This is a genomic window from Poriferisphaera sp. WC338, from assembly GCF_050931845.1.
GTDB lineage: Bacteria > Planctomycetota > Phycisphaerae > Phycisphaerales > Phycisphaeraceae > Poriferisphaera.
In genome coordinates, this window is record NZ_CP194516.1 from 1,711,559 (window position 1) to 1,736,471 (window position 24,913).

The window sequence follows — 24,913 nt, forward strand, 5'->3', positions numbered from 1 at the left end:
CATGACAAGAATAGAAAAACTGAATTTGATCAAGGCTCTTGGCTTTATCAGTCCATGGATCATCGGTTTTGCTGCGCTCGCGGTTTATCCGATCCTTTCTTCATTGTATTGGTCCTTTTGTGATTATGATGTATTGAACAAGCCGGTCTACATTGGGGTTGCAAACTACACCGATATGGTGCAGGATTCTGTCTTCTGGACGTCGCTATGGAACACACTGGTTTATGCGGTGTTCAGTATCCCGCTTGGACTCGTTCTTTCGCTTGCGATTGCTGTACTGCTTAACCAAAAAGTGCGAGGCCGATCTTTCCTTCGCACTATGTTTTTCCTGCCTTCAATGGTCCCGCTTGTAGCGGTGTCCATGATTTGGCTCTGGATGTTCAATGGCGAATATAGTCTTATTAATCATGCACTCAGCTATATCGGTATTGAAGGTCCCAATTGGCTGGGGAATCCTAAATGGACCAAGCCATCACTGATTCTCATGAGCATTTGGCAAACTGGTGGCACTATGGTGATTTATCTAGCTGCTCTTCAGGATGTGCCCAAGTATCTATATGAGTCGGCAGATCTAGATGGTGCGGGCGCGGTTCGGAAGCTATGGAATATTACGATTCCACTGATATCGCCTGTCATTTATTTCAATATGATCATGGGTATCATTGGCGCGTTACAAGTTTTTGCTCAGCCTTACATCATGTTTGGTGGTGGTGGCCCGAATCGCTCTGCTCTTTTCTATGCCGTTTATCTTTTCGAAAACGCTTTCCGTGACTTTCGTCTCGGCTACGCCTGTGCCATGGCATGGGTGTTGTTCATCATCATTGTTTCGCTGACGTGGATCGCAACACGTGCTACGCGTAAACATATTTACTATGCGGGTGAATAATTGCTATGACGCAGATTGTAACCACATCAAAGATACCGACTATGTCTCTGCATCGTAGACGATCGCGCAGTTTAAACTTCAGCAAGATCATGGTTTATCTTCTGCTTGTAGTTGGCGCGTTTATTTTTGCGATGCCGTTGATCTGGATGCTATCCACCGCGCTCAAGCCTATCGAGCAAACTATGCAAATGCCGCCGAAGTGGATTCCTGATGATCCGCAATGGGGAAACTTTTGGCAAGCGATCAAAGAAATGCGGTATTTCTGGACTTATCTTTTTAATACATTATTTCTATGTACTCTCACTGTCATTGGCACGGTGACCTCAAGTGCAATGGCTGCCTATGGGTTCTCTCGGATTTCATGGCGTGGGCGTGAACGTACTTTCCTCATTGTCCTTGCTACGATGATGATCCCCTTCCCTGTGGTCATGGTTCCACTTTATTGCCTTTTCCGTAGCATCGGTCTTACTGGTACGCTCGCACCGCTTTGGTTGCCGACTTTTTTTGCTGGTGCGTTCAATGTCTTTTTGCTTCGTCAATTTTTTATGACCCTACCCCGCGATTTATCTGAAGCTGCCCGTATTGATGGATGCAGTGAGTGGCGGATTTTCTGGCAAATCATTCTTCCACTTGCTAAACCTACACTTCTAGTTGTCGGTTTATTTCAATTCATGGCTACATGGAATGATTTTCTTGGTCCACTTATCTATCTGACCGATCAACAAGATTTTACTCTTGCGCTTGGTCTCCAATTCTTTCAAAGTCAACACGGTGGTACGCAATGGCATTATCTTATGGCGGCTAGCGCACTTGTTGTCCTGCCTGTTATCATTCTTTTCTTCTGTGCGCAACGATATTTCATCGAGGGTATTTCTATGACTGGCCTCAAGGGGTAAGACAGATTGCTAGATATTTGAAGATCTAAAGTGTTATTCTGCTTCGGCATGATTGGTTCTACGGTCATCAGCGACACCAAAACGAAGTCCATTACTATCGATCCCGCCAATGTTTACTCCGCCAAAATAGTACGCAGATCGTTTGTAGCGTTCTATTGTCCATGATCGCGATTCCATATCAGCGTCATAACTTTGGGGTGTTGCAGATTCTATATCGAGGAATTTTCGTTTTTCAGCCCGCGTAAAATTACGTCTAATATGAAACCGCGGTAAGTTAATCGCCTCTTCAAATGTGATCCCGTGGTTAATGAAATCTGTGACTACTTGAAGCACTGCAGTTGGAATGCGTTGTCCGCCTGGCGCGCCCAATCCGACGATAAAGTTATTTTGTCCAACCATGATCGTCGGCGTCATTGTGCTGCGAGGGCGTTTCCCCGGTTCAATGTAGTTAGGTGAGGATTTGGTACGGGTCGCAAAATTATTCATAGAGTTATTGAGTAGGATTCCTGTTCCAGGAATTACTATGGCGGAGCCAAATTTTGAACCGAGTGATTGTGTTGCGCTTACCATGTTGCCAAATTGATCAACAATTACAAAATGCGATGTGCAAGCCTGCAGTGAATCATCGAGTGTTTCATCATCTTTGATCGAGCTTAATGGGAATAGTTCGTTTGTAGCAGCCATACGAAGCTTGATCCTATTTTTCATGGCAGAGACATTTTTAGATGTAAGTAACTTGAGCGTTCTTTTGTAGGCATCTGGAGTATCTGCCGTGACCATCGCAAATTGCGAATAAACTTCTTGTAGAACTGATCCAAGAAGGTTCATGTGCTCGGGGTCATGCGGCTCAATTGAAGACCAATCTGGTTTAATAGCATCCAAGCAACGGAGTGAGAGAGCAAGTGTGATGCCACCGATCAAGGGTGGAGGAGAAGAATAGACATCGAAGTTTTTGTATTTAATACGGAGTGGCTTAATGATTCGTGGTTGATAGTCGTGAAAATCTTCTTCCGAATGCCAGCCATCAAGTTTTTTGGATGAATGAATGAATTGTGTAGTAATCGCACCATTGTAGAACGCATCAATACCGTTTTGGGCGATTGAGATATATGATTCTGCAAGATCAGGATTCTTCATACGATAGCCAATTGGCGGCGCATTGTTGTCGATAAGATACAATTCTGATGCTGCGGCATTTTTACGTAAACGGGAAGCGGCATTCTTATAAATTCGATGTTGCTTTGCATCGATGATGTAGCCATCAGCCGCTGTTTTTATTGCAGGCTTCATCACATCTACCCACGACAGTGTGCCATACTGCTTATGGGCTGCATGAATACCGGCGAGAAGGCCTGGCGTTGCAGCTGCATGAATGGTGTATTTCCGTTTGCTTTGAGGCGTGCTGGTAAATGTTTTTACATCAGTATTCATTGGGGCTGCGCCCAACGCTTCAATGGAATGGACTTTACCTGTCGCGGCTTCATAATAGAGGAAGATAATTTTTCCACCAATACCGGAGCCATATGGTTCTACAACGCCTAGTGATAAAGATACCGCCACGGCGGCATCTACCGCATTGCCACCCTGCTCTAAAATCATCATCCCATTCTTAGTAGCTACCGGATGTCCTGCAACTACAGCGTGTTTCTTCCCACTGGCAGTTTGGGCCGCAGCATATACCGTGGGATTAAGGATGAGAAGGAATGTTAAAGCAATTATGGGAAATAAATAAGTACGTAACGCCTTCACGTATATACTCCACGTTTGTCAAATGTGGTTGATCGATGACACAATAAGATTGTGTACTGATGATTATGGTGCGTCGTTGTGCGGGCGATTATCCTGATCCCGGTTATCAACATGGCCGTCAAAGAAAATATAATTTCGAGATAGATTCGGATGTGGCGGAAGAATGATTTCAGGATTATTCAAACCGTATGTCGGTGAGGAACTGATTGTGTAGTTTAAGCCGTCAATATCCGACATCATCCAGATATCCGAAAGTGATTTAATATGACGGAGTGTTTCTCTGCCAGCTGACGAAATGCTTGCGATACTGTTGGGCGAGACATTTTCTTCGGTCCAGCCGTCTACGCCGGAATAGGATTTCCAGTATGCAGAGCTTGATCTTTGGCCAAAAAACTTGCGGGGCCATGTTGTTGCTTGGTTGTTAATGAGGTAGCTCATTTTGCCGGCAGGCTTCAGTACCCGTGCCGCCTCATTGGAAGGGCAGGCAAAAATACCGCCTTCCTCACCAGCAGGAGTGGAAAGTGATCCGCCTGTGGGAACTTGAAGCTCCGACAAGTATGCGCCTAAGTAAGCTTCGTTCGTCAGGTAGCTTTTGGAAGGCGGAATCGTCGCTGTCGGGTGTTTGACGCCTGAATAAATGGGGCCTGGCAATGAATCATAGTCATTGTCATATAGGATGATCGCATAGCCAATTTGCTTAACGTTGCTTGCGCACTGGATGGATTGTGCGGTTTCACGTGCTTTGGCAAGTGCAGGTAGTAAAATAGCTATCAATAATGCGATAATACTAATAACTACAAGCAATTCGATCAATGTAAAAGCAAGTCGATGGCCAATAGATAGCTTACACAGACGGCGATGCAAATATGGCATGAATACGTCTCCCAGAGGGGCTTTGTTTAGCTTCCGTTTATGAAATGAATCCAGGCAGTGAAAATTTTTAGTACAACAGATTACTACTCATCATTAGAATAATTGATATTGAAACCTTCGTCATAATAAATGTCAAGATAAAACAATCAAACGATTGAGATAAGTGTATCGAGTACCAATTGTTCATTGAGTTTGAAATGTACTAAATAACTGAAACTATACGCATGATGTGGAACATGAAGTAGTTTGGGGTCATTGTATTAGAAGGAATACCTAGTAAGGCGAGATGCGCTGACGACATCGTAAACATATTGAAATACTAAAGATACGATTGTGATTGTTGGTCAATTATCTAATCTCAACGGAGAGATGGTTTTTAATTTTCGAGTTACTTAAATTGCAACCATATATGGCACGTTTTGTAAGTGGAATTTAGATCTTTCCACGCTTGTGTTTGGCGTAAGTGTATACATATCTTTAGGCATAAGAATATTAGTTATCTGTGGAGATTTATGTTTATAAATATGAACTCAGTATTATAATCGTGGCCGAGGGTTTGTTTTGAGATCATCTGTGCTATTTCACAAGGACGAGGAGGTTATCATAAAAATGAAGAATAGATATCTATTGATGTGCCTGTGTTGTAGCTCTCTGTTGGCATTAGCTCCAATGTGGGGAGAGGCGGCACCATATTCATATGACACAGCAGGTAGCACCTTGAGCGAAAATTTTGATGGTCCTGCGCAATCAGCTGCAACTCTTACTTGGACGGATGACACAAGTATTAGTGGCTGGTATGTGCACAAAAGCGCCGATCCTGCTGGACCGATTACGCAATATCGTGTCACGAGCAGTGGATCATCTACTGGTATACGTCTGTACCTTTGGCGAAACTCATCTTCATCAACCGATTTTTCCTTGGGATCAAAGCCTGCGACAGATACCGGTGCAATGATGATGGGGATGCGCATTAGCAATAATACAGGCCAGACACTCACAAGTTTCACCATCGGTTACACTGGCGAGCAATGGTACAAATCAACCGCAACACAAAATAATCAACTCGTTCTCGCATACCAGATTAGCCCAAGCAACGATGCTGATGATGGTTGGGTTGATGGTGCATGGACTGAAGTTGACGATATGCGTTTTAACAGTCCCAAAGAAGACGGTGTTGCAGCGAGTATTGATGGTAATGATGCAGAAAACCGTGTCGTACTTGCTCCAAAAACCGTAACAGGTATTAGTTGGGGGCCGGGTGAAGATATCTGGCTTCGCTGGTTTGATAGTAACAGTTCAGGTGTTGACCAAGGGTTGGCGGTAGATGATATTTCTTTCACTGCGAATATTCCTGAGCCTGCATCAATGTCTGTGCTGGTGAGTACCATGATGTTAGCTATGAATAGAGGTAGCCGCCGCTGATTAAGAATGGCTTGATTTTTGATTTGTTAATACAGCATCCCCTTCAATTTGTTGGGGATGCTTTATTTGTCTGCCTGCAATCAATATGCAAGCTAACCTTGTATACCTGATATATGACACGCGAACAGAGGAACAAAACGATGAAGAATTGTGGTGTAATCAAGTGGTTTATAATTATCGTAGGCTTGCTGTTTATAGCTTCGCAAAATCTCTTTGGCAGTAGTGATGATGTGTGGAAGGCTGCGACGGTACGTCCTGCACGGACTCCAGTTGATGTGGCTGAGGGGCGACACGGCATGGTTGTTTCAGTTACCGCTGAGTCTTCCCGCGTTGGTCGTGAGATATTAGAGAAAGGTGGAAATGCTGTAGATGCGTCAGTCGCAATTGCCTTTGCTTTAGCGGTTACATGGCCGGAAGCGGGCAATATAGGTGGTGGTGGTTTCATGATGATTTCGCCAAAGGGAGGTGATGTTGTATGTGTTGAATATCGCGAAAAAGCACCGATGGCTGCAACTCGTGACATGTTTGCTGATACAAAGAATCGTTGGAATGGTTTAGCGGTTGGTGTGCCGGGTACAGTAAGAGGACTTGAAAAAGCACATCAAGCATATGGCCGTTTGCCATGGCGCGAATTGGTTATGCCTGCGGTGGTATTGGCGAATGATGGGTTTATCGTTGATGAGCATTTGGCATTTTCAATAAATAGCGTGTTATCAAAGAAGACGGTTCGCACCAAAGAAATATATGCTGAGCTTAGACGGATTTTTGCTAAGCGAGATGGCTCACCTTGGGTAGCTGGTGATCGTTTGGTTCAAAAAGATTTGGCCCGCTCACTGTCTTTGATTGCGAACAACGGTGCAGATGGTTTTTATCACGGCGAATTGGCTGACAAGCTTGTTGCGCAAATGAAACGCGGAAACGGCATCATCTCACATGAAGATTTAGCTCGTTATCAAGCGAAGATTCGACCAGCAGTTACTGGGACTTATCGTGGATATCATGTCTTCGGTCCTGCTCTGCCTAGTTCAGGCGGGACAGTTTTAGTTGAAGCGTTAAACATTCTTGAGAATTTCAACCTCTCTAAACATAGTCGCTATTCGCCAGAGTCCATACATCTTGTTGCCGAGGCGATGCGATACGGATTCTCTGACCGTGCGAAACATCTCGGGGATTCAGATTTCGTTACGATTCCATCGCATTTAACAACCAAATCATATGCGAAGAACATTGCCAGTAAGATCAATCTTGTTCGTGCAACTAAAAGCGAGCAAATTGCTACCCCAATCGTATTAGCGCCTGAAAGTCCGAGTACAACACATTTTTCTGTTGTCGATCAAGATGGCATGGCGGTTTCAAATACTTATACATTGGAATCAAGCTGGGGATCACGTGTCGTTGTCGAAGGTGCGGGCTTTTTATTGAATAATGAAATGGGTGACTTTAATTGGACGCCAGACTACACCAATCGTAAAGGAAAGATCGGAACGGCTGCGAATCAGATTGTGCCTGAAAAACGTATGCTCAGCTCACAAACTCCGGTCATCGTCAAGAAAAATAATAAAGTAGTGTTGGTTGCAGGGTCTCCCGGTGGACGCACTATCATCAATACAGTCATGAACATTTTGATTAATACCATCGATTACAAAATAGATCTTCCAGATGCGATCGATTTACCACGCATTCACCACCAATGGTTTCCCGATGTTCTTCAGTTCGAAGGGTATGATGAACCGCAGTATGCCAAAACGATCGTCAAGCTCGAAGCCTATGGGCATGCTGTAGATAAACGCAAATCACCACAAGGTTCTGCCCACTGTATTTCGGTTCAAGTTGATGGCCAACTGATTGGCGTAGCGGATTGGCGGCGTGGCGGCAAGGCTGAGGCCGCAGCGAAGGCCAATGTTCAATCAAAGCAAGAATAGTGCGCATAAATAAAAAGGGCTCAGCATTGCACCGAGCCCTCGAAAGAGGAGGAGGATGAAAGCTTGTGGGAGCGCGGATAACGTTGCCTTGGTTAGCCGCTCTCCAAATCTGTTGACCACCTCTGGATCATTATTTTGTCGTTTTACCTGCTGACTTGTTATTAGAGGCAAGTAAGCAGATTGGCTTACGGAGTTCACGATTCGTTCTTGGAATTGCAGGCTCCGCTTTCACTGTTTATCTTCGGCGCTTTGTTACACTCAAATAAAGCAAAACCATGAAACTGCGGCAAGACCTCAGTGTTGTTATGTAGATAGGTCATAAGGGGTCGTGTCGTCATATAAACGGCGCAGACCGGATAATGGTGAATATGGACGTTGAATTTGCCCGTCAGTCATACGGGGACATGGACTTTTATTACATGCAGGACGATGATTCCGACATGGAAGAGAAGCCAAATTGCAACAGTGAAAATGAGCGGCCGGAAGATCGGCGTCATCATGAACGGCTGAAATGTAAAAAGATGACTTGCTGTCTTGGCGAGGTCGTCGATATCTCCCAAAGCGGTATGCAGATCATGCGCCGCGGTCGACAACTCATTAAGATCGATGATGTTTTCGATGCGCAGCTTCACTACGATACGGGTTTTGTTTCACTCCGCACACAAGTTGTTTGGGTCAGAAAACTCGGTTTTCGCAACTGGGCATTTGGGATTCAATTTATCGAATCAAGTACTGATGCGCAGACGCAGCTTCAAGACCTTATAGGTACAGCTCGAGAAGAATTTACCGGCCCGCAACTTTGGATCGCTGCCTGAATCAATCAGCAAACAAACAATACAAAAGCACATCATGACGATGTGCTTTTTCAATACATAGATTTAGTTCAGTGTTAAGTATTTGCTGCTGGTGCAGTTGTTTGCGATTCGATCAGATGATATGTGAATGCATCTGTGATGGCTTGCCAAGAGGCATCAACGATATTCTCATTAACCCCGATTGTTGTGAAATGCTTTGAAGATCCATTTGTATCATCTTGCACACGGAAGGTGGCAATGACGCGGACTTTGGCTGCTGATTCCGCATTCGGATTCACCACACGAACTTTGTAGTCAATTAGATGCACACGACCGAGTGAAGAATAATGTGGCATGAGCGCTTTACGCAGTGCACCATCTAGGGCGTTCACTGGGCCGTCCCCTTCCGCAACCGTATGCTCAAGATCATCATTCACGCATAGCTTAACGATTGCCTCCGTAGATGAGGGGTCCCCATTGCGCTTGAGGATTACACAGCGATAATGATCTAGGTTCCAGAAATCAGGCTTCTGTCCAAGTGCTTCGTGAAGCAAAAGCTCGAACGATGCTGTTGCAGCTTCAAACTGGAAGCCTTCATTTTCTAGATCTTGCACTTTGACAAGTACTTTTTGTTGTAGCTCACGATCTGATTCGATATTAAACTTTTTGCCCAGCGTTTCTGCGATGTTTGAAGCGCCTGAAAGCTCAGAGACAAGAATTCGCCGTGTGTTGCCTACAGCATCTGGTGAAACATGCTCATATGAGTATGCAATCTTTCTCACGGCATGTACGTGCATACCACCTTTGTGTGCAAACGCACCCGATCCAACATATGGTTGTCCCGGTACAAGGTTCTGATTTGCCAGTTCGTACACATAGCGTGACAGTTTTGTCAGTCCTGCTAATGATTCTTTATCGTTAAGGCATGTGTGTTCTAACTTTAGTGATAAATTTGCGGCAATCGTGATTAGATCAACGTTGCCACAACGTTCGCCGATGCCATTGATCGTGCCTTGTACTTGTACCGCTCCTGATTCAACTGCTGCAAGTGAATTTGCTACCGCCAAGCCCGAATCATTATGCGTATGGATTGCCAGTTGCGCATCTGGCAATTTTTCCTGTAGTGTTGTTACGGTATTTTTCACAAAACCCGGCAGCGATCCGCCATTGGTATCACATAAAACCAATCGCGCTGCTCCGCCATCTAGTGCTGCTTGTAATGTTTTAAGGGCATAGTCTGGATTAGCCTTATATCCATCGAAGAAATGCTCGGCATCATAAAATACCTGCTCGACATGTTCCGCTGAATTACAAAAAGCAATTGAATCCCGAATCATGTCGAGATTCTCTTCAAGTGATACCGAGAGGATTTGCTCTACATGAAGGTCCCATGTTTTGCCGACGATTGTGATCACCGGTGCTTGTGAATCCACAAGTGCGTTCATGCCCACGTCTTCAGAGGCAGCGATTGATTTTCGCCGTGTCATGCCAAATGCACATACCTTAGCGTGCTGAAGATTAAGATCGCGCACTTGTTGAAAATAGGCGACATCTTTTGGATTAGAGAGTGGGTAGCCGCCTTCGATATAGTCGAATCCAAGCTCGTCCAGTCGTTGTGTGATCTTCAGTTTGTCCAGTAGTGTCAGTGTTACACCTTCGCCTTGCGTGCCATCACGGAGTGTGGTGTCGTAAAGTTCTATTCGGCGGTTAGATGGTGTTGAATCGGAAGCGTTCATGTTGATCTCGTTTGGTTGCGTGTCGTGTTAGTCGTGAGGGTGACATTAAAAAACCCTACCGGAAGGTAGGGCCGATGTCTTTCGTTTGATTAAATGACAACTGGCCCTACATGGTGGGGATAATCGAAATAATAATCATCGCTTCTATGCTTGAGCGTGTCATTGTCATGGGAGTATTGTAGCCGAGCCAGCGTATCAGGCCAAATACCCCGCGATCTTTGGGGCGAGGGTATATCTACGTACTTCAATGTCTTTTGCAAGTTGCTGATATACATGCAGTTGCAGCATCATGTCTTAGTTCCGATCGTTCGCTCCCTGACGATGGAAGTTGTATAATGGCCGCCGCGAGAAAGTGATTCTGATATGAAAGCTTGCGCGCTTCAATCACGCAGCAGGTGAGTTCACATTTTTGATCGAGGGTTTGATCAAATGAGTCAAAATACAGCAGCCGATCGATCTGACACCCTAGTGTGCAATATCGACCGTGCGATCCAAACACATTACAGTCGCGCAGTGCACATCGTCGCCATCATTCTCTTTCTCATGACCTTCTTGCTCATTGCTGTTGGTGGAAATGTTACCAGTCTTGACGCTGGTCTTGCTGTTCCCGATGGCTGGACCACCTTTGGTTATCCGACACCGATCGCTCCGCCAAGTGTTTGGTGGGATAATCTTGGAACACGTTGGGAACATGGCCATCGTCTTGTCGGCAATGTCGTTGGCATTCTTGCCATCACGATGGTCGTCATGAGTTATTGGAAACAACGCCAACGCAAATGGGTTCCTAAGCTTGCTGTTGCGCTTCTTCTCATGATTATTGTCCAAGGTACCATGGGCGTCTATCGTGTGACTGAAATCTCCACGTCTCTCGCGCTCATTCACGGTGTTTTTGGCCAGATGATACTTGGGGCGTGTGTCCTTATGGTGGTGGGTACCAGTAAGCTCTGGATTTCGCTTGTCACACAAAAAGAACACACGGCACAAGCCGTCAGTACGACTATCTCTTATCTCCGTATCATGTGTATCACGTTGATTGTTTTGCTGCTTCTCCAGTTAGTTCTCGGTGCAAGCGTTCGGCATACTAAATCAGCTCTCGCTATTCCCGATTTTCCTGCGATGTATGGTGGTTGGATACCACCCATGTCACAGGAAGCCATTAATCAGACGACTGCAGAATGGGGTGTTCGTCCTTACGAAGCCTATCAAGTCCATCTCCATTTTAGCCATCGTCTTTTTGCTTACGGCATTTTTATCTATGGCCTTGCCCTCTTTGCCATCTTGGTGAAACGTGCTCGTTACCAACGTGAGTTGGCGGCTCCTGCCTTTGCGGTCATGAATCTATTACTCCTCCAAGTCGCTCTTGGCATTAGTGTGGTCATTACTGGTGAGTATCCCCTGATCGCCACGGGACACCAAGCGACTGGCGCGGCCCTTCTTGCGGCAAGTGTTTGGCTTACGATTCGCACTTTTCTCGTTAGTTCTGTCGAAGGAGCATCTACCCTGCAATCTCAACCTGCTCAATCAGCTGGTACATTGCAAGGGGGTGTGGCTTGACCGAGCTTGTGACCGAGATCCAATCTGATATCCAACAAAGACAATCCGTCTATTTAGGCGATAGGCCGACCGGTATCATCGCTCGACGTAAGGATTTTATCGAGCTTTCCAAGGTTAAGATCACCCGCATGGTTATGATCACCGCTTACATCGGTTACGCCTTTGGGCCAGTTGACGGCATTACTCGATCGCAATGGTGGGTTTGTTTATTTGCAATGCTTGTTGGTGTCGCGCTTTCCTGCATGAGTTCTGCGGTCTTCAATCAGGTCATGGAAATTGAACCTGATACTGCCATGAACCGCACACAAAAACGTCCGCTTCCCACTGGGCGAATTTCTAAACACGAGGCGATTGTTTTTGGATTGATCCTTGGTGTGCTTGGCTTGGCGATTCTCTGGATCTTTTGCAATTGGCTTGCTATGGCGCTTTGCGCAGCAACAATCATCAGCTATGTTCTTGTTTATACACCGCTCAAGAGAGTAAGCCCGGTTGCACTTTTGGTTGGTGCGGTTCCAGGGGCTATGCCACCAGTCATCGGGTACGCCGCCGCTGTTGGTGATACCGGTGGAGGCTGGGAGGCAGCATGGATTGTCTTCGGCATTATGTTCGTCTGGCAAGTCCCGCACTTTCTCGCACTCGCTTGGATGTATCGTGAGGATTATGCACGTGCTGGTATGCCCATGCTTCCGGTTATCGATCCTGATGGCTCACGTACCTTTCAGCAAATCCTCATCGGTTGTTTGACACTCGTTCCCTTGGGTTTACTACCGACTATGATTGGTGTTGCTGGCCTCTTTTACTTTTTCGCGGCCCTGCTCTGCGGTTTGCTCTTCATGTGGTATGGGATTGCACTGGTCCGCAAGCCATCCAATCAGCGTGCCCGCTCTCTTTTCCTTGCGTCGCTGCTTTATCTGCCAGTGACACTATTACTCATGGTGGTGGATAAAATATAAATGGCTCATACACATGAGCCTCTTCGTGTTGTACTTAATACATCCGCGCAGACTACTAGCGGATAGAGGTGACCAGATGAATGTGGGAACGGTAGCACCAATGACTGATCATGATACAGGATCAACTTCACGCAACACTGCTACTCAAGCGGTCTATGTCAAAAGTCTATCACATGAATATACTGTACGTGCTGAACGTAAAGGCAAGCCTACGCAACTGCTCGCACTGGATGGGGTGAGCTTCGGCGTACAGCAGGGCGAAATCTTCGGTGTACTCGGACCTAACGGTGGTGGCAAAAGTACACTTTTCAAAATACTCTCGACATTGATGCAAGCGACCTGTCAAGACGGTGATGCTCAAATTCTTGGTCACGATGTCAGACGTGAAGGTGATGTTGTTCGTAGAGACATAGGTGTTGTTTTCCAGTCACCTTCTCTTGATGGTAAGCTCACTGCTTTTGAAAATCTGATCCATCAAGGGCATCTCTACGGTTTGCGTGGTAAATCGCTTCGTGATCGAGCCGAATCACTTCTTAATCTTTTTGATCTCGGTGATCGCAAGAACGAATACGTCGAACGTTTTTCTGGTGGCATGAAACGTAAAGTTGAAGTCGCGAAGGCTATTCTGCACGAACCTAAAGTTCTCTTGATGGACGAGCCTTCTACAGGACTCGATCCGCGCGCTCGCCAAGAGCTTTGGGATGCGCTTGAGCAGCTTCGTAATGATAAAGGTGTTACTGTTGTACTGACTACGCATTTGATGGAAGAAGCCGGAAAATGTGACCGTCTTGGTATCATGTCACAAGGAAAGATGGTGGTGTGCGGTGAACCCACTAGACTTCGCAATATGATTGGCGGTGATGTGGTGTCGGTTGTGCTCGAATCTGGTGCGGATGTGAACGCTTTTGCCAATGATGTTAAAAAGAGTTTTAGTCCTTGGCCTGAAGGTGGCGAGCCGCAAGTTGTGCAAGCCAATGATGGGAATCCGACAATACGTTGCGAACACGATGCGGGGCCAGAGCTGGTTGCCAAGATCAGTGGCCAATGGGGCGGGCAGATTCAAAGCATCACATCAAATCGGCCTACGCTTATGGATGTGTTTGTGCATGTTACCGGTAGTAAGTGGGATCAATAGTATTAACGGTGTGACCGTGGCGATAGTTTTTCAGTGGCAACATGGACAATGGCGCGATGATGTTTGGTAAGGGCAAGCCGATCGGTTTTACCGGTGGGGTTATGGATCTGTTTCGGCGGATACCAAGCCGAGAGACCGTGCGCCTCGGGGTACTTCAGTCTGGAAGGTTTCATGAGCGGTGGGCGCGATATACCGTGGTTACAGCCCTAGGGGAGGCTTATCAATATGTTGAATTGCCTCGTGAGAAGCGAAATAAAAAAAGAGGCCGATCGGCGTGCTCGGGTGGTCAGGACGCCGATCGGCTATTGACGCATGATGTGTTTGATGATTTGAGAGTCGTGATCGAATCTGATCGTCAATCACTTTGGATGGGCGGTTTATCGTATGATTTGGGCCGGTATGTGGAAGATGTACCGGAGATGATTGGAGTTGAGGATGGTCGTCAGGATTGGCCGGTGGTAACGATGCATCGCTGTGCGGGGTGGCTGGTGCATGATGGTAAGGATAATACTTGGGCTGCGCATGGGAGTTGGGCGGCGAATTTGCCAGTATGGTTAGAAGCAGCAATGTCAGATGAAGATGTGCCTGAAACGATGAATATGTTTCAAGCGGATGAACTCAAAACAACTCTCACACGCTCAGAATATGAAGCACGCATCAACCAAGCAATTGAGTATATTCATGCAGGCGATGTATTTGAGGTGAATATCACGCAACGGTTTAGTACGGCATGCCAAGGCGACACGCGAATGCTGTATGCAAACATGATTGAAGCGTCACCCGCGTGGTATGGGGCATATCTTGAATTAGCTGAAAGTGTTAAGGGGTCGCCAGATATATGCAAAACAATTGCATCGATTTCGCCGGAACTTTTTCTTGAATTAGATCAGAATGGCAAAGTCGTTACTCGACCGATTAAGGGTACACGTCCGGCTAATGGGACAGCGTCTATTCATGCATTAGAGGCTAGCGAAAAAGATCAAGCAGAATTGAATATGGTGGTGGACATGCTGCGGAATGACCTTGGACGGGTCTGTGAATTTGGGAGTGTGAAAGTAACTGATCCACGGACGATTGAGATTCATCCGACGGTGGTTCATGGGGTTTCGACCATTGAGGGGCAGTTACGAGAAGGATGTGATGTGGTAGATCTGATTCGTGCGACGATGCCGGGGGGATCGATCACAGGGGCACCAAAGGTTCGGGCAATGGAGATCGTCGAAGAGCTGGAGGATGTGCGACGAGGCATGTACACCGGTGCGATCGGGATGATTTATGATGGGAAGGCGATGTTTAATATCGCGATCAGAACCGCGACGATTGAGCAGAATACTGAAGGTGAGGGGATGTTGCATTACGGTGTGGGTGGTGGGATTGTATCGGACAGCGACGCGGCGGCAGAGTATGAAGAAACGTTGGATAAGCTGGCGGCGTTGCAATTGGCGCTGGAAGGTGTTGACGGGCGGGTCTAGGATTTGCGAATGATTCTATGGGGAGTTCAGATCTAGACGATGATGAGGTACGGTTGAACGAGGGATATGGAAGTTCTGTGGGGGTCATTTACGGAATGATCGATCATGTCCGAGAAATGTCAGCTTGAATTACAGGTGCTTTTACCAGACGAGCCGGACGAGGGGGATCGTTGTACGCAGCGATTGCTTGAAGCAGTGCGCGGTAGTTCAGGTGTGATGGCTGCACATTTAATTTCGGGTGATGAGCATGAGGGTGGGAAATTGTGCTTGCACTATGATCCAAACCGGATTGATTTGTCTCGGCTACGCGATCTAGTCGTACAGTCAGGGGCAGACATCACCAAGCGGTATGGCCATGTAATTGAGCGTGTACGTGGAGTACGCCATGAGCGACATGCACGTACGATTGAAGTGGGACTTAATCGTGTTAATGGTATACTTGAAGCGAGTGTGAATTCTGATGGCCTGGTCAGAGTTGAATTTGATCGTACGATGATCAAGCAAGAACAGATCGAGGCTGCGATGGTACAACATGAATTAGAGGTTGAGGAAACGATTTATCCACGGGGGGAGAAGGTTAGTGAAAAAGTAACGCAAGATGAGGATAAGGTAAGAGCACCACATGAGCATAAGCATGATCATGGCGGAAGTTGTGGCGGTGAGGAGCATTCACATGGTGGGATTCTTGGTGAAAAGAGTGAACTGATTTATGCGATTCTTTCCGGTGTGCTTTTCTTTATGGGTGTACTTCTTGTTTGGCTGACAGCTGCGCCGGGGTGGGTTACAACGACTGTATTTGCCGGCACGTATTATTTTGGTGGGTGGTATACGCTGAAGGATGCAGTGGCAAGCATCCGTGTGGGACGGTTTGAGATCGACTTTCTGATGTTAGTTGCAGCGGCGGGGGCGGCTTATCTTGGTTTAGTAGAAGAAGGCGCATTCTTATTGTTCTTGTTCAGCTTGGGGCACGCGCTGGAACATTATGCATTAGGACGAGCGCGGCGGGCGATCAAGAGCTTAACTGAACTTGCACCGAAGACAGCGACAGTTTTGCGAAACGGTAAAGAAGAAACAGTGGGGATTGAAAGCATCAAGATATGCGATACCGTGGTGGTTCGGCCGGATGAGCGGATTGCAGTAGATGGATTCGTGATCAAGGGTAATACATCGGTAGACCAAGCGGCGATTACAGGTGAATCTTTGCCGGTAGAAAAGAATCCGGTGGAAGAAGCAGATGCGGCAGTAGAAGATCCGGATGTGGTAGATAGATCGCACCGGGTTTTTGCCGGAACGATCAATGGTGCTGGGGCAATTGAAGTGATGACGACACGCGGAGTGGAAGATACCACGCTTGCGCGACTGGTACGTCTGGTCACAGAAGCAGAAACACTTAAGTCGCCGACACAGAAACTAACCAGTGCGTTTGAACGATATTACGTACCGGCCGTAATTATATTTGTCATTTTGTTGTTGTTTGCATGGGTGATCTTGCCGGAAGATTTTAATGAAAGTTTATATCGCGCGATTGCGGTGTTAGTTGCGGCGAGTCCGTGTGCGCTTGCGATTGCAACACCTAGCGCAGTTCTAAGTGGGATTGCCTCTGCAGCAAAAGGTGGGGTACTGATGAAAGGGGGCGGCCCGCTAGAGGTGATGGGTTCAGTGGAAGCGATTGCGTTTGATAAGACAGGAACATTGACGGTGGGTAAGCCGCAGCTTACTGATGTTGTTGCGGCTGATGGTGTTGATGAAAAGAAACTGCTGAACGCGGCTATTGCGATTGAAAAACAATCGAATCACCCGTTGGCCAGTGCAATTGTACGTGATGGATTAGAGAGACTCGGCAGTGAATTACCTGAGAATGCAACAGAAGTGCAAAGTGTGACAGGCAAAGGTGTGATTGGCCAATATGCCGGCACACAGGTGTTGGTGGGTAAGGCGGAGATGATGTCGGGTAAGCTTGATAATGGTGATGTGGGACAGATGAATCAGATGGTCGAGCAATTATCCGGCCAAGGGCGAACGACTATGGTTGTGGTGCAAGAGGAGCAATTGTTAGGTGTGCTGGGAGTAATGGATATACCGCGGGAGAAGGCCGAGCAAGCAGTGAAAGATTTACGAGCGGCGGGAGTAAAGCAACAGATTATGATTACGGGGGATAATCAGCGCGTTGCGGATGCGGTAGCTGAATCTGTGGGGTTAGACGAGGCAAAGGGAGATTTACTGCCCGAAGATAAGCTGAATTACGTGCGCGAGCTTAAAGATAAGTATGTGATCGCGATGGTGGGAGACGGTGTGAACGATGCCCCGGCAATGGCAACAGCAAGTGTTGGGATTGCGATGGGCGCGGCAGGAAGTGATGTGGCATTAGAGACGGCAGAGGTTGCGCTGATGTCTGACAAACTGGAGATGTTGCCGTTTGCGATTCGGTTGGGGCGCGGTGCTAAAAATATTATTAAACAGAATCTATGGATTAGTTTGGGTATGGTCGGAGTCTTGATCCCATCGACGCTGTTTGGTTTATCGATCGGCCCAGCGGTGGTACTTCATGAAGGATCGACAGTACTGGTTGTGTTTAATGCACTACGATTGCTTCGGATACGGAGCAAATAAAAAAGACGCTGTCGAGCACAGCGTCTTTGAAATTCAGATTAATTATAAGCTTTGCATTTATTCGAGGGAAGATTTTTCAAGTTGGCTAGCATAATTCTGCAGGTGGGCTACATAAACATTTGCATTTTCATCATCAAGCTGACCGGCAAGGTCAAGTGCTTCGGTGATGATTTCATTGCCGGATTTAATGGCCTCTGCTTGTTGCTGGGCCACAGCGTTATAAATTTTGTTGATCACGTCTGCTTCATCGTCTGAAACCGCTTCGGTGTTTGCCAAGATGGCTTTGAGGATGTCACCAAAGCTGGCGGCGGTTGCAGAAAATTCGGTGTAAGCATGAGCGGAGCCGGTGAGAGCGACAAGCAGGTTGCTCTGAAGATCAGCACGTGACGCGCCTTTGGCGGCAGATTGAACACTCTTCAATGTGCTGACAGCTTTGTTGGCACCAGCAATGGCCTTCTCATATTTCTCGGTGATATCTTGCGTATAGGAGTTGGTAATTTGATTGAATTCTTGCCGCAGCGTTTCGTAAATTGAGTCACGATCAGCAATGGCTTGTTGCTTGTTTTGCTTGGCTGCAGCATCTTCGGTTTTAGCGAGGTCGCGGCGATTATCAAGATCGGAGATCACCGTTTTACCAGCTTTGGCTGCAACGCTGTTTAGCTTGATCGCAACTTCAAGGCGATCTGCTGCGGCCTGATGTTTGTCAGCTTCGGCCATAGCTTGGCTGGCTTTGCGACGGACAGCATCAGCTTCATTCTGCAGTTTGAACTTGGTATCGCCCGACGCGGTAAAAGCTTGGTTGTCGAGTGTTTGGGCTGCAGCAAAGTGTTCCTTGGCTTTCGCAATGAAAGCTTCTTTCTTATTGTTGATCTTGTCGAGCTTCTCTTGAAGCGTTGCACGTTCCGCGTTACGGGCGGCAACTTCTTCGTTTTGCAGTGATTGTTCTTCTTTGATCTGTTTGTACAGTGCGTTTTGATTGGTGTCGAATTCTTTGACAGTGAAATCTGCGTTATCGACAGCGACGACATATCTCAGCATTGAAGCCGATTGAGATGCGATGCTGGCATAGGCGTCTTTAGCAGCCTGCATATCACTGCGTGCAATAGCGAGTTCAATCTCAGCCTGCAGTTTACCTGCGATGACTTTCTGAGCGTCGGAGCCGTTGGCGGTGACTGTTTTCAAATCACCGAGCGCGGCCTTGAGTTGCTCAAGACGTGTTTGTGAAAAAGTTTTGTCTGTGGCGCTGGTTTGCTGCACGAAGCCAACATCAGCTTTGCTGATTTGCGCGATAGCGTTATCAAGTGCCAACTGTGTTTCCGCGGCTTGCTTATCGCAACCCATCAGAGCGAAACTGGTGAGAGCAACCGAACTTAACATCATCAGGGTTTTACGCACGCGTCATTCCTCTTATGAAAGCCGCTAGGGCCATGCCAATAAGGTGTTGTCCGAGATTTGGTCGACCGCGGTAGGTTGCCGGTGACCGGTCCCCTCCCCCACGCATCCTCCCTTGGGGCTCCGTGGTGGATTATGCTTATGATAACGGAAATTTGGCTATCACTCAGCTTTTGTTTTATTTTCATCAGCACCAGCAACGGACTTGCTGCCGGCTACGGGTGGGACAGGCGATTTCACGCCATAATCCGGTTTTGGCTTGTATAAGCCTTTGATCCATGCAACCGCCCGCTTAAACCGGGGATCATCTGGTTTCGAAAAATACGGCTTCCAGCCTGACTGCTCAGGGGCGGGATAAACTGCTTCTTCGCGTGGGAGCCCCCACTGCAATAGCAGTGATTTTTCCGGCTCCTCGCGGTTAATAAACGGTTTCCCATCGTTCTGAGCTTCGTTCAGAATCAGGAAATTGGTGTACGCTTCCTGATCTGACTTTGGCCTGCGTTTCAGTAAGACAAGCCCGGGGATCTGGCCGCGACCAAACTGTCGTTGGAAATATTGTGCGACATATACGACATTGAGATTTTTTCGCCAGTATCGCATGGATGGTGGGTCGTAGTGGACCTTGATACCACGGTAGAGCGAGCGAGCTTCGGCATTGAAGAATACATCTAGCTGCTCGTAGCCACGTAGTTTGCGGAAGCTGTTTTGCTTACGTTTGCCTTTGGGCATGAATTCGGATTCACGATACTCATCAAAAAAACGATCGATGGTTTTTTTCTGAACCGTTACGATCGGCTTGCTTGCGAGGATGTTGGCAGGCAACTCCCACAACCGAATGAGTGATACATCTTCTTCTGTCAGGAGCGGCGGCGCATCAGCGACAGTGTACGTGGGTTTGCTTGCTTTAGGTTGCGGTTTTGATTTTGGCTTGGTGGTGGTTTGGGATGCAGGTTTTACAGGCTCAGATGGCTTATCGGTTTGGCTGTTAAGCTCATTTTCGATCACACGCATGAGGCGGTTGTATTTGCGATTTTTAGGTTCAAGCTTGATAAGTGATCTAAGCTCAGCTTCGGCAATTTTAAATAACTGCTGATCGTAAACATCGAGTACAAAATCGTAGCGAGCGTCATGATCGCTGTTCTTGATACCAGCTCGCACTTTGGTGAACTTGAGCTCAACTTTTGAGAGCGTAGAGATTCTCTTGATGTTCTGCCAATCAAACGGCATATCTTCACCGTCGACAGTCATGACGATGCCGGCGGCTGATTGGGATTTGATCTCCCCCTTGAACAACTTGTTTTCATTGGTGGTGAGTTTGGCTTCCTCAGCCCATGCGTAACCAGTCACCAAGCTGAAGCTGGCGAGCAATATGACGACACAAGTGAGTCTAAAACGGAGCATACGCATCATTTAGTTATGCCTCCCGATGATCGCGGCAAGCGAGCCAAGCCTTTTGGCGAAGCGAGCTTATGAGAATACGGACAGTATAATTGATTCGCCGTTGAACTGAAACCATGACATGCTGCATTTACGCATTTCTATAAAGTTTTTCGGAGTATTTTGTCTGGAGCGGGGCTTGGGACAAAAGTGATGCGACCGGGCCGATAGGCAGGTCGCAAGGGTCACAAAAAAACCCCAGCGTGTGCAGGGGTTGCTTGTTTGCGTGACGCATAGGGAGAGGGAGCTTATTACTCGGAGGGTTGCTCTTCGGTGGCGTTTTGTGAGGTTAGTTCCAACGCCAAGGTGATGAGCCGCTCAAGGCGGACCGGCTTGAGCAAGTAGCCATCAACGCCGAGAGCTTCAGCGTACTGCTGATGGCGGCGGCCTTCATTGGCGGTCACCATGATGACAGCGGGTGCATTTTCAAAACGTTTGATTTTTTCCAGTACCAAAAAACCCGATCGTTTTGGGAGCATCATGTCCAAAATGACCAACTCAGGTGGGTCAACCTCACAAATACGCACGGCGGAGTTGCCATCTCCGCAGGTTTGTGTGAGGGCGCCTTCGGCCTGTAATGCATTGTCGATTGCAGCTCGGACTTCGTAGTCGTCGTCAACAATCAAAACTTTGTGGCCGTCTAGGCGGAGGGGTTCATCTTCGATCATGATCTTAATCCTTTGTTATGCAAGGGCTGGATTATTCAGCCCATCATGGCAAATTGTTGCATCTCGCATGGCTGGGGGCAACCTACGGCGAAATGGTTATATCAGTTTTACGAGGCGGTGTGTGGTTCGGCAGGGTTAAGCTGTTTTTTCAGTATACATCAGGCGGTCCAGCTCAGGTTGCGTCATCCAAGGCAGGTCTTCAAGTTGCTTTCGTAAACCGTTGGGCATGGGCTTGTTTAAGCGTTCATGTCGTGGACGACTTTTCCAACGCCGATGCATCCAGAGATACTGGGCGGGTCGCATACGGATCATGGTTTCCAATGCCCGAGAGTATCTGGCGGTGATGTAATATAACGGATCCGGCTGATTCTCCCAATCTTCTGGATATATCGTGTCGACGACACCCATTTCAAAAGAAAAGCCCGCACCGATTCTGTGTGCGTAGCCGCAGACGACAGGGACGTTTTTATTCATCGCCAGCAGGCCGATAGATTTGTAAGTCGAGGCGAGGCGTCCGAAAAACGGGACAAACAGGCCTTTATCCCCAGCATTTTGGTCCGCAATGAAACCGAGTACACCGCCCGAGTCTAGGACGTTTACCATACGCTCAGTAGCATCGAATTTCGTAATGATACGCATGCCTTTGCGTTCGCGAATGCCGAGGAGCCAATCATTGATGTAAGGATTGTCAATGGGGCGGGCGATGGCGTCGATGCCGTAGCCAAGCATGGCCAAGAAGTAGCCGAGGACTTCCCAGTTGCCGATGTGGCCGGTGAGAAGGATGGCAGGTTGGCGGGCATTAAGTAGTTCGAGGACCGGAGCGAGATTGCGGCCGGTGATTTGCCGGGCCCAAGTATCGTGCTGAACTTCACGAGGTGTGTGGATAACCTCAATCGCAAGGCGGAGGAATTGCTCGAAGGATTCAAGCGTAACATCTTCAACCTGCTTGGGGGACCATTCAGGGAATGCGGTCGCGATGCTGTTTCGAGCACGTTCGCGGTGGCGTTTGTCGATTTTGTACATCATGCGCCCGAAGGCTGTTGCTGAACGCAGGTTACTCTCGGCGTCGAACATCATAAGTCCCATCGCTGCGAGACGGGTGGCAATATAGAGGCTCAAATTGTTCCATGCGTTTTTTTTGCGTCTTCCCATATTGGGTGATTCCTGATGCTGGCGTGCACGAGTCTTGGTGCTTTGTCGCGATCTTAGCTGAGCGACTCATTCTAGCGATATAAAAAAGGCAGAATGAACGGATTCATTCTGCCTAGTGTATTTTATTTTTGCTCAGTTGTAACTACCAGTTGGGCGTAGGATTAACGCTCATAATAACCAACCAGAGCCAAGAAGCGGTTCTGATTGAGAATTGGGATAGAAAGCAGGCGAGCTTCGCCGACCAATTCCTGATAGGTCTTGTATTCCTTTTCAGCCTTGACGAATTCGGTGATCAAGGTTGAATCGGTGACGCCTTGAGCGAGTGGCTTAGGTGCCTCGGGTTGCGCACCGAGGACGAGGAAGTCGACATCTGCGGTGAGTCCTTCGGAGAACTGGCCGCCCCAACGGTCGATCATGCTTTCAATTTGCTTGCGATCTTCGCGGGTTGGAGCGCCCTGGCCGTTAAGATTGAAATCGCCATAGACATAAAACTTCTGGATGGCGTTGGGGTTGTAGACCGCGTTGACGATCTGGTCGCCGGGTGACACGGACTGGTTTGGCTTGAGTTGAGTGATGCGAGCAATAGCGCTGTTGTCGTCAACATTGATGACTTCGATGGTGGCCTTGCCGCGGAGTTGACCGAAATCGGTGAGCTGGATGACTTCGTCGCCGCTGAAGACTTCAAAGGTCATGCCAAGTTGGATCTTGTTGTTCGCGCCAAGGTTGATATAGACCTTGTCTTGGCCCTGCAGGAGGCTGACAATATTGCCGTCCTTGGTGGTGATGTCCTGGAGGATGCTGCCACTCTTCTTACGGTCGTTGATGACCTTGGTTAGACGATTGACTTCGGTGTTAGCTTGCTCAAGCTTAAGCGCCAAAGCGGCATTTTTCTGCTGCAATTCACCGCGGGTATCACTAAGTTGGCTTGAAAGCTTATCGCCCATGCCTTTGATACGCTGGGTTTGTGCGGCGGCATCTTGTGCTTGTTTGTCAACACGAGCTTTGAGCTGCTGGCCGGCTGCAGCGTAAAGCGTTTTGACTTCTTGAGCTTGTGCAACGGCGTTCTCAGCATCCTTGCGGAATGCTTCGGCAGAATCTTCTGCGGCATCGGCACGTTTATTAGCTGCAGCCAGTTCAGAAGTCAGATCGCTGACCTTTTTCTCTGTGTTATTAAGGTCGCTCTTAAGTTGTTCGTTTTGATCGAGCAGTCCGCTGACCACAGTGCCACCTTCGGCACGGATCGCTTTGACTTCATCACGATCCAAGTCCATCTTAGTCGCCACGCGGCTCAACTCTTTTTTCGCATTGTCGGCAGCTTCGTTAGCACCGCTGACTTGCGTGTAAAAGATGATCGCGAGGATCATGAAGACGAACGTACCGATTCCAAACAGAACAGCAGCAATGGTTGAACCCCCGCCGCCGCTTCGTGCACGTGCCATAGACAAACTCCGAAGTAAGTTTGATTCGAGAGGCCGATCACCGTGTGGGGTAAGCGGCATGCCAGGTAGTCTGAGGATACAGTCCTCCTCAGTAACACAAGTGTCTTAGAGAATCGGACTTTCGTCAAGTGTAAAGGTTGGGCTTGGGCAACTTTTTCGGCCCTCGTCGGCCATGAAATCGCCATTTTTTCGTTCAGCTGCGGACGAGATCCTGTCCGTTCGACATCAATGTGAATTTTGGACGCTTTTACAAAAGAGCATTGTTGCCTTTTATGTCAATTGCGTGTGCCCTGTCTTCTCGGCCGTGGCGAGCGGGGTTAGGCCTTGATTTCCACCATGACCTCAACCTCAACTGAAGCACCCAGCGGTAGCGATGGCACGCCCACTGCGGATCGGGCATGAATTCCACGATCTCCAAGCACTTCACCCAGCAATTCGCTGGCTCCATTGGCGACCAGATGCTGTTCGGTGAAATCGATGTCGCTGGCAACAAAAACGCCTAGCCGAACGATGCGGATGAGCCGATCAAAGTCGCCATCTAAAGCACCAGAAATTGCGGCCAAAGCGTTTACAGCACACTGGGCTGCGCCAGCTTTGGCTTGTTCAAGTGAAGCGGTGGAAGGGATTGGTCCTGTAGCGATCAGTTCGCCATTTTTCATGGGAAGCTGGCCGGAGAGGATCAGATGGTTACCAGAGATCACCCACGGAACATAGGCGGCCACGGATTTGGGTGGGGCGGGCAATTCGTAACCGAGTTCAACGAGTTTGGCTTCGATGTCCATGAGGATGGCTCTTTATTTCTTTTGATGTAGATTGTGAGTGG

The 24,913-nt window shown here is 47.9% G+C and carries 19 protein-coding genes; 10 read left to right on the forward strand and 9 right to left on the reverse strand.

The window, feature by feature from the left end; translation table 11 throughout:
• Position 1 precedes the first annotated feature (1 nt).
• Entirely contained in the window at positions 2-886 is an 885-nt protein-coding gene (locus ACQ6WK_RS07010; protein ID WP_432800026.1) for a carbohydrate ABC transporter permease, read from the forward strand.
• 41 nt (positions 887-927) lie between these two features.
• Positions 928-1,782 carry a carbohydrate ABC transporter permease gene (locus ACQ6WK_RS07015; RefSeq protein ID WP_432800027.1) on the forward strand — a complete coding sequence of 285 codons (855 nt, stop codon included), beginning with the start codon at positions 928-930 and terminating at the stop codon, positions 1,780-1,782.
• Positions 1,783-1,815: 33 nt separating this feature from the next.
• Here the strand turns inward: ACQ6WK_RS07015 and ACQ6WK_RS07020 are convergent, their stop codons facing one another.
• Positions 1,816-3,531, reverse strand: a complete 1,716-nt coding sequence (locus ACQ6WK_RS07020; protein WP_432800028.1) for a gamma-glutamyltransferase family protein — start codon at positions 3,529-3,531, stop codon at positions 1,816-1,818.
• Between the two features lie 63 nt (positions 3,532-3,594).
• On the reverse strand, positions 3,595-4,404 hold the full coding sequence (locus tag ACQ6WK_RS07025) for a type II secretion system protein (protein ID WP_432800029.1): 810 nt from the start codon (positions 4,402-4,404) through the stop codon (positions 3,595-3,597).
• A gap of 717 nt (positions 4,405-5,121) precedes the next feature.
• Between ACQ6WK_RS07025 and ACQ6WK_RS07030 the strand changes: the two genes are divergently transcribed.
• The 3 genes from ACQ6WK_RS07030 (at position 5,122) to ACQ6WK_RS07040 (ending at position 8,563) form a co-directional block, all read left to right on the forward strand.
• Positions 5,122-5,826, forward strand: a complete 705-nt coding sequence (locus tag ACQ6WK_RS07030) for a hypothetical protein (protein ID WP_432800030.1) — start codon at positions 5,122-5,124, stop codon at positions 5,824-5,826.
• Positions 5,827-5,966: 140 nt separating this feature from the next.
• Entirely contained in the window at positions 5,967-7,748 is a 1,782-nt protein-coding gene (gene ggt, locus ACQ6WK_RS07035; protein WP_432800031.1) for a gamma-glutamyltransferase, read from the forward strand.
• 368 nt (positions 7,749-8,116) lie between these two features.
• Complete coding sequence (locus ACQ6WK_RS07040) at positions 8,117-8,563, forward strand: PilZ domain-containing protein (protein ID WP_432800032.1); 447 nt, start codon at positions 8,117-8,119, stop codon at positions 8,561-8,563.
• A gap of 74 nt (positions 8,564-8,637) precedes the next feature.
• Here ACQ6WK_RS07040 and cimA read toward each other — a convergent pair whose 3' ends face one another.
• Positions 8,638-10,278 (reverse strand): citramalate synthase, encoded by a 1,641-nt coding sequence (cimA, locus tag ACQ6WK_RS07045; RefSeq protein WP_432800033.1) that lies wholly within the window; start codon positions 10,276-10,278, stop codon positions 8,638-8,640.
• Positions 10,279-10,707: 429 nt separating this feature from the next.
• On the opposite strand from cimA, the gene ACQ6WK_RS07050 reads away from it, so the two are divergent.
• The 5 genes from ACQ6WK_RS07050 to ACQ6WK_RS07070 all read left to right on the forward strand — a co-directional run bounded on the left by ACQ6WK_RS07050 (position 10,708) and on the right by ACQ6WK_RS07070 (position 18,002).
• Positions 10,708-11,832: a COX15/CtaA family protein gene (locus tag ACQ6WK_RS07050; protein WP_432800034.1), complete on the forward strand. Its 1,125-nt coding sequence runs from the start codon at positions 10,708-10,710 to the stop codon at positions 11,830-11,832.
• Complete coding sequence (cyoE, locus tag ACQ6WK_RS07055) at positions 11,829-12,785, forward strand: heme o synthase (RefSeq protein WP_432800035.1); 957 nt, start codon at positions 11,829-11,831, stop codon at positions 12,783-12,785. Before ACQ6WK_RS07050 ends, cyoE begins: the two co-directional genes overlap by 4 nt.
• A gap of 100 nt (positions 12,786-12,885) precedes the next feature.
• On the forward strand, positions 12,886-13,920 hold the full coding sequence (locus ACQ6WK_RS07060; protein WP_432800036.1) for an ABC transporter ATP-binding protein: 1,035 nt from the start codon (positions 12,886-12,888) through the stop codon (positions 13,918-13,920).
• Positions 13,921-13,976: 56 nt separating this feature from the next.
• Entirely contained in the window at positions 13,977-15,392 is a 1,416-nt protein-coding gene (locus ACQ6WK_RS07065; protein WP_432800037.1) for an anthranilate synthase component I family protein, read from the forward strand.
• A 105-nt stretch (positions 15,393-15,497) separates the two neighbouring features.
• Entirely contained in the window at positions 15,498-18,002 is a 2,505-nt protein-coding gene (locus tag ACQ6WK_RS07070; protein ID WP_432800038.1) for a heavy metal translocating P-type ATPase, read from the forward strand.
• A 57-nt stretch (positions 18,003-18,059) separates the two neighbouring features.
• Here the strand turns inward: ACQ6WK_RS07070 and ACQ6WK_RS07075 are convergent, their stop codons facing one another.
• The 6 genes from ACQ6WK_RS07075 to ACQ6WK_RS07100 all read right to left on the reverse strand — a co-directional run bounded on the left by ACQ6WK_RS07075 (position 18,060) and on the right by ACQ6WK_RS07100 (position 24,872).
• Entirely contained in the window at positions 18,060-19,397 is a 1,338-nt protein-coding gene (locus ACQ6WK_RS07075) for a hypothetical protein (RefSeq protein WP_432800039.1), read from the reverse strand.
• A 159-nt stretch (positions 19,398-19,556) separates the two neighbouring features.
• Complete coding sequence (locus ACQ6WK_RS07080) at positions 19,557-20,804, reverse strand: hypothetical protein (protein ID WP_432800040.1); 1,248 nt, start codon at positions 20,802-20,804, stop codon at positions 19,557-19,559.
• A gap of 278 nt (positions 20,805-21,082) precedes the next feature.
• Positions 21,083-21,499 carry a response regulator gene (locus tag ACQ6WK_RS07085; protein WP_432800041.1) on the reverse strand — a complete coding sequence of 139 codons (417 nt, stop codon included), beginning with the start codon at positions 21,497-21,499 and terminating at the stop codon, positions 21,083-21,085.
• 135 nt (positions 21,500-21,634) lie between these two features.
• The gene (locus tag ACQ6WK_RS07090) at positions 21,635-22,651 is read right to left on the reverse strand and encodes a lysophospholipid acyltransferase family protein (protein ID WP_432800042.1); all 1,017 of its coding nucleotides are present in this window, start codon (positions 22,649-22,651) and stop codon (positions 21,635-21,637) included.
• 161 nt (positions 22,652-22,812) lie between these two features.
• A complete protein-coding gene (locus ACQ6WK_RS07095) occupies positions 22,813-24,090 on the reverse strand; it encodes a FlgT C-terminal domain-containing protein (protein ID WP_432800043.1) in 1,278 nt (425 codons plus the stop codon).
• 317 nt (positions 24,091-24,407) lie between these two features.
• The gene (locus tag ACQ6WK_RS07100) at positions 24,408-24,872 is read right to left on the reverse strand and encodes a RidA family protein (protein ID WP_432800044.1); all 465 of its coding nucleotides are present in this window, start codon (positions 24,870-24,872) and stop codon (positions 24,408-24,410) included.
• Positions 24,873-24,913: the final 41 nt, after the last annotated feature.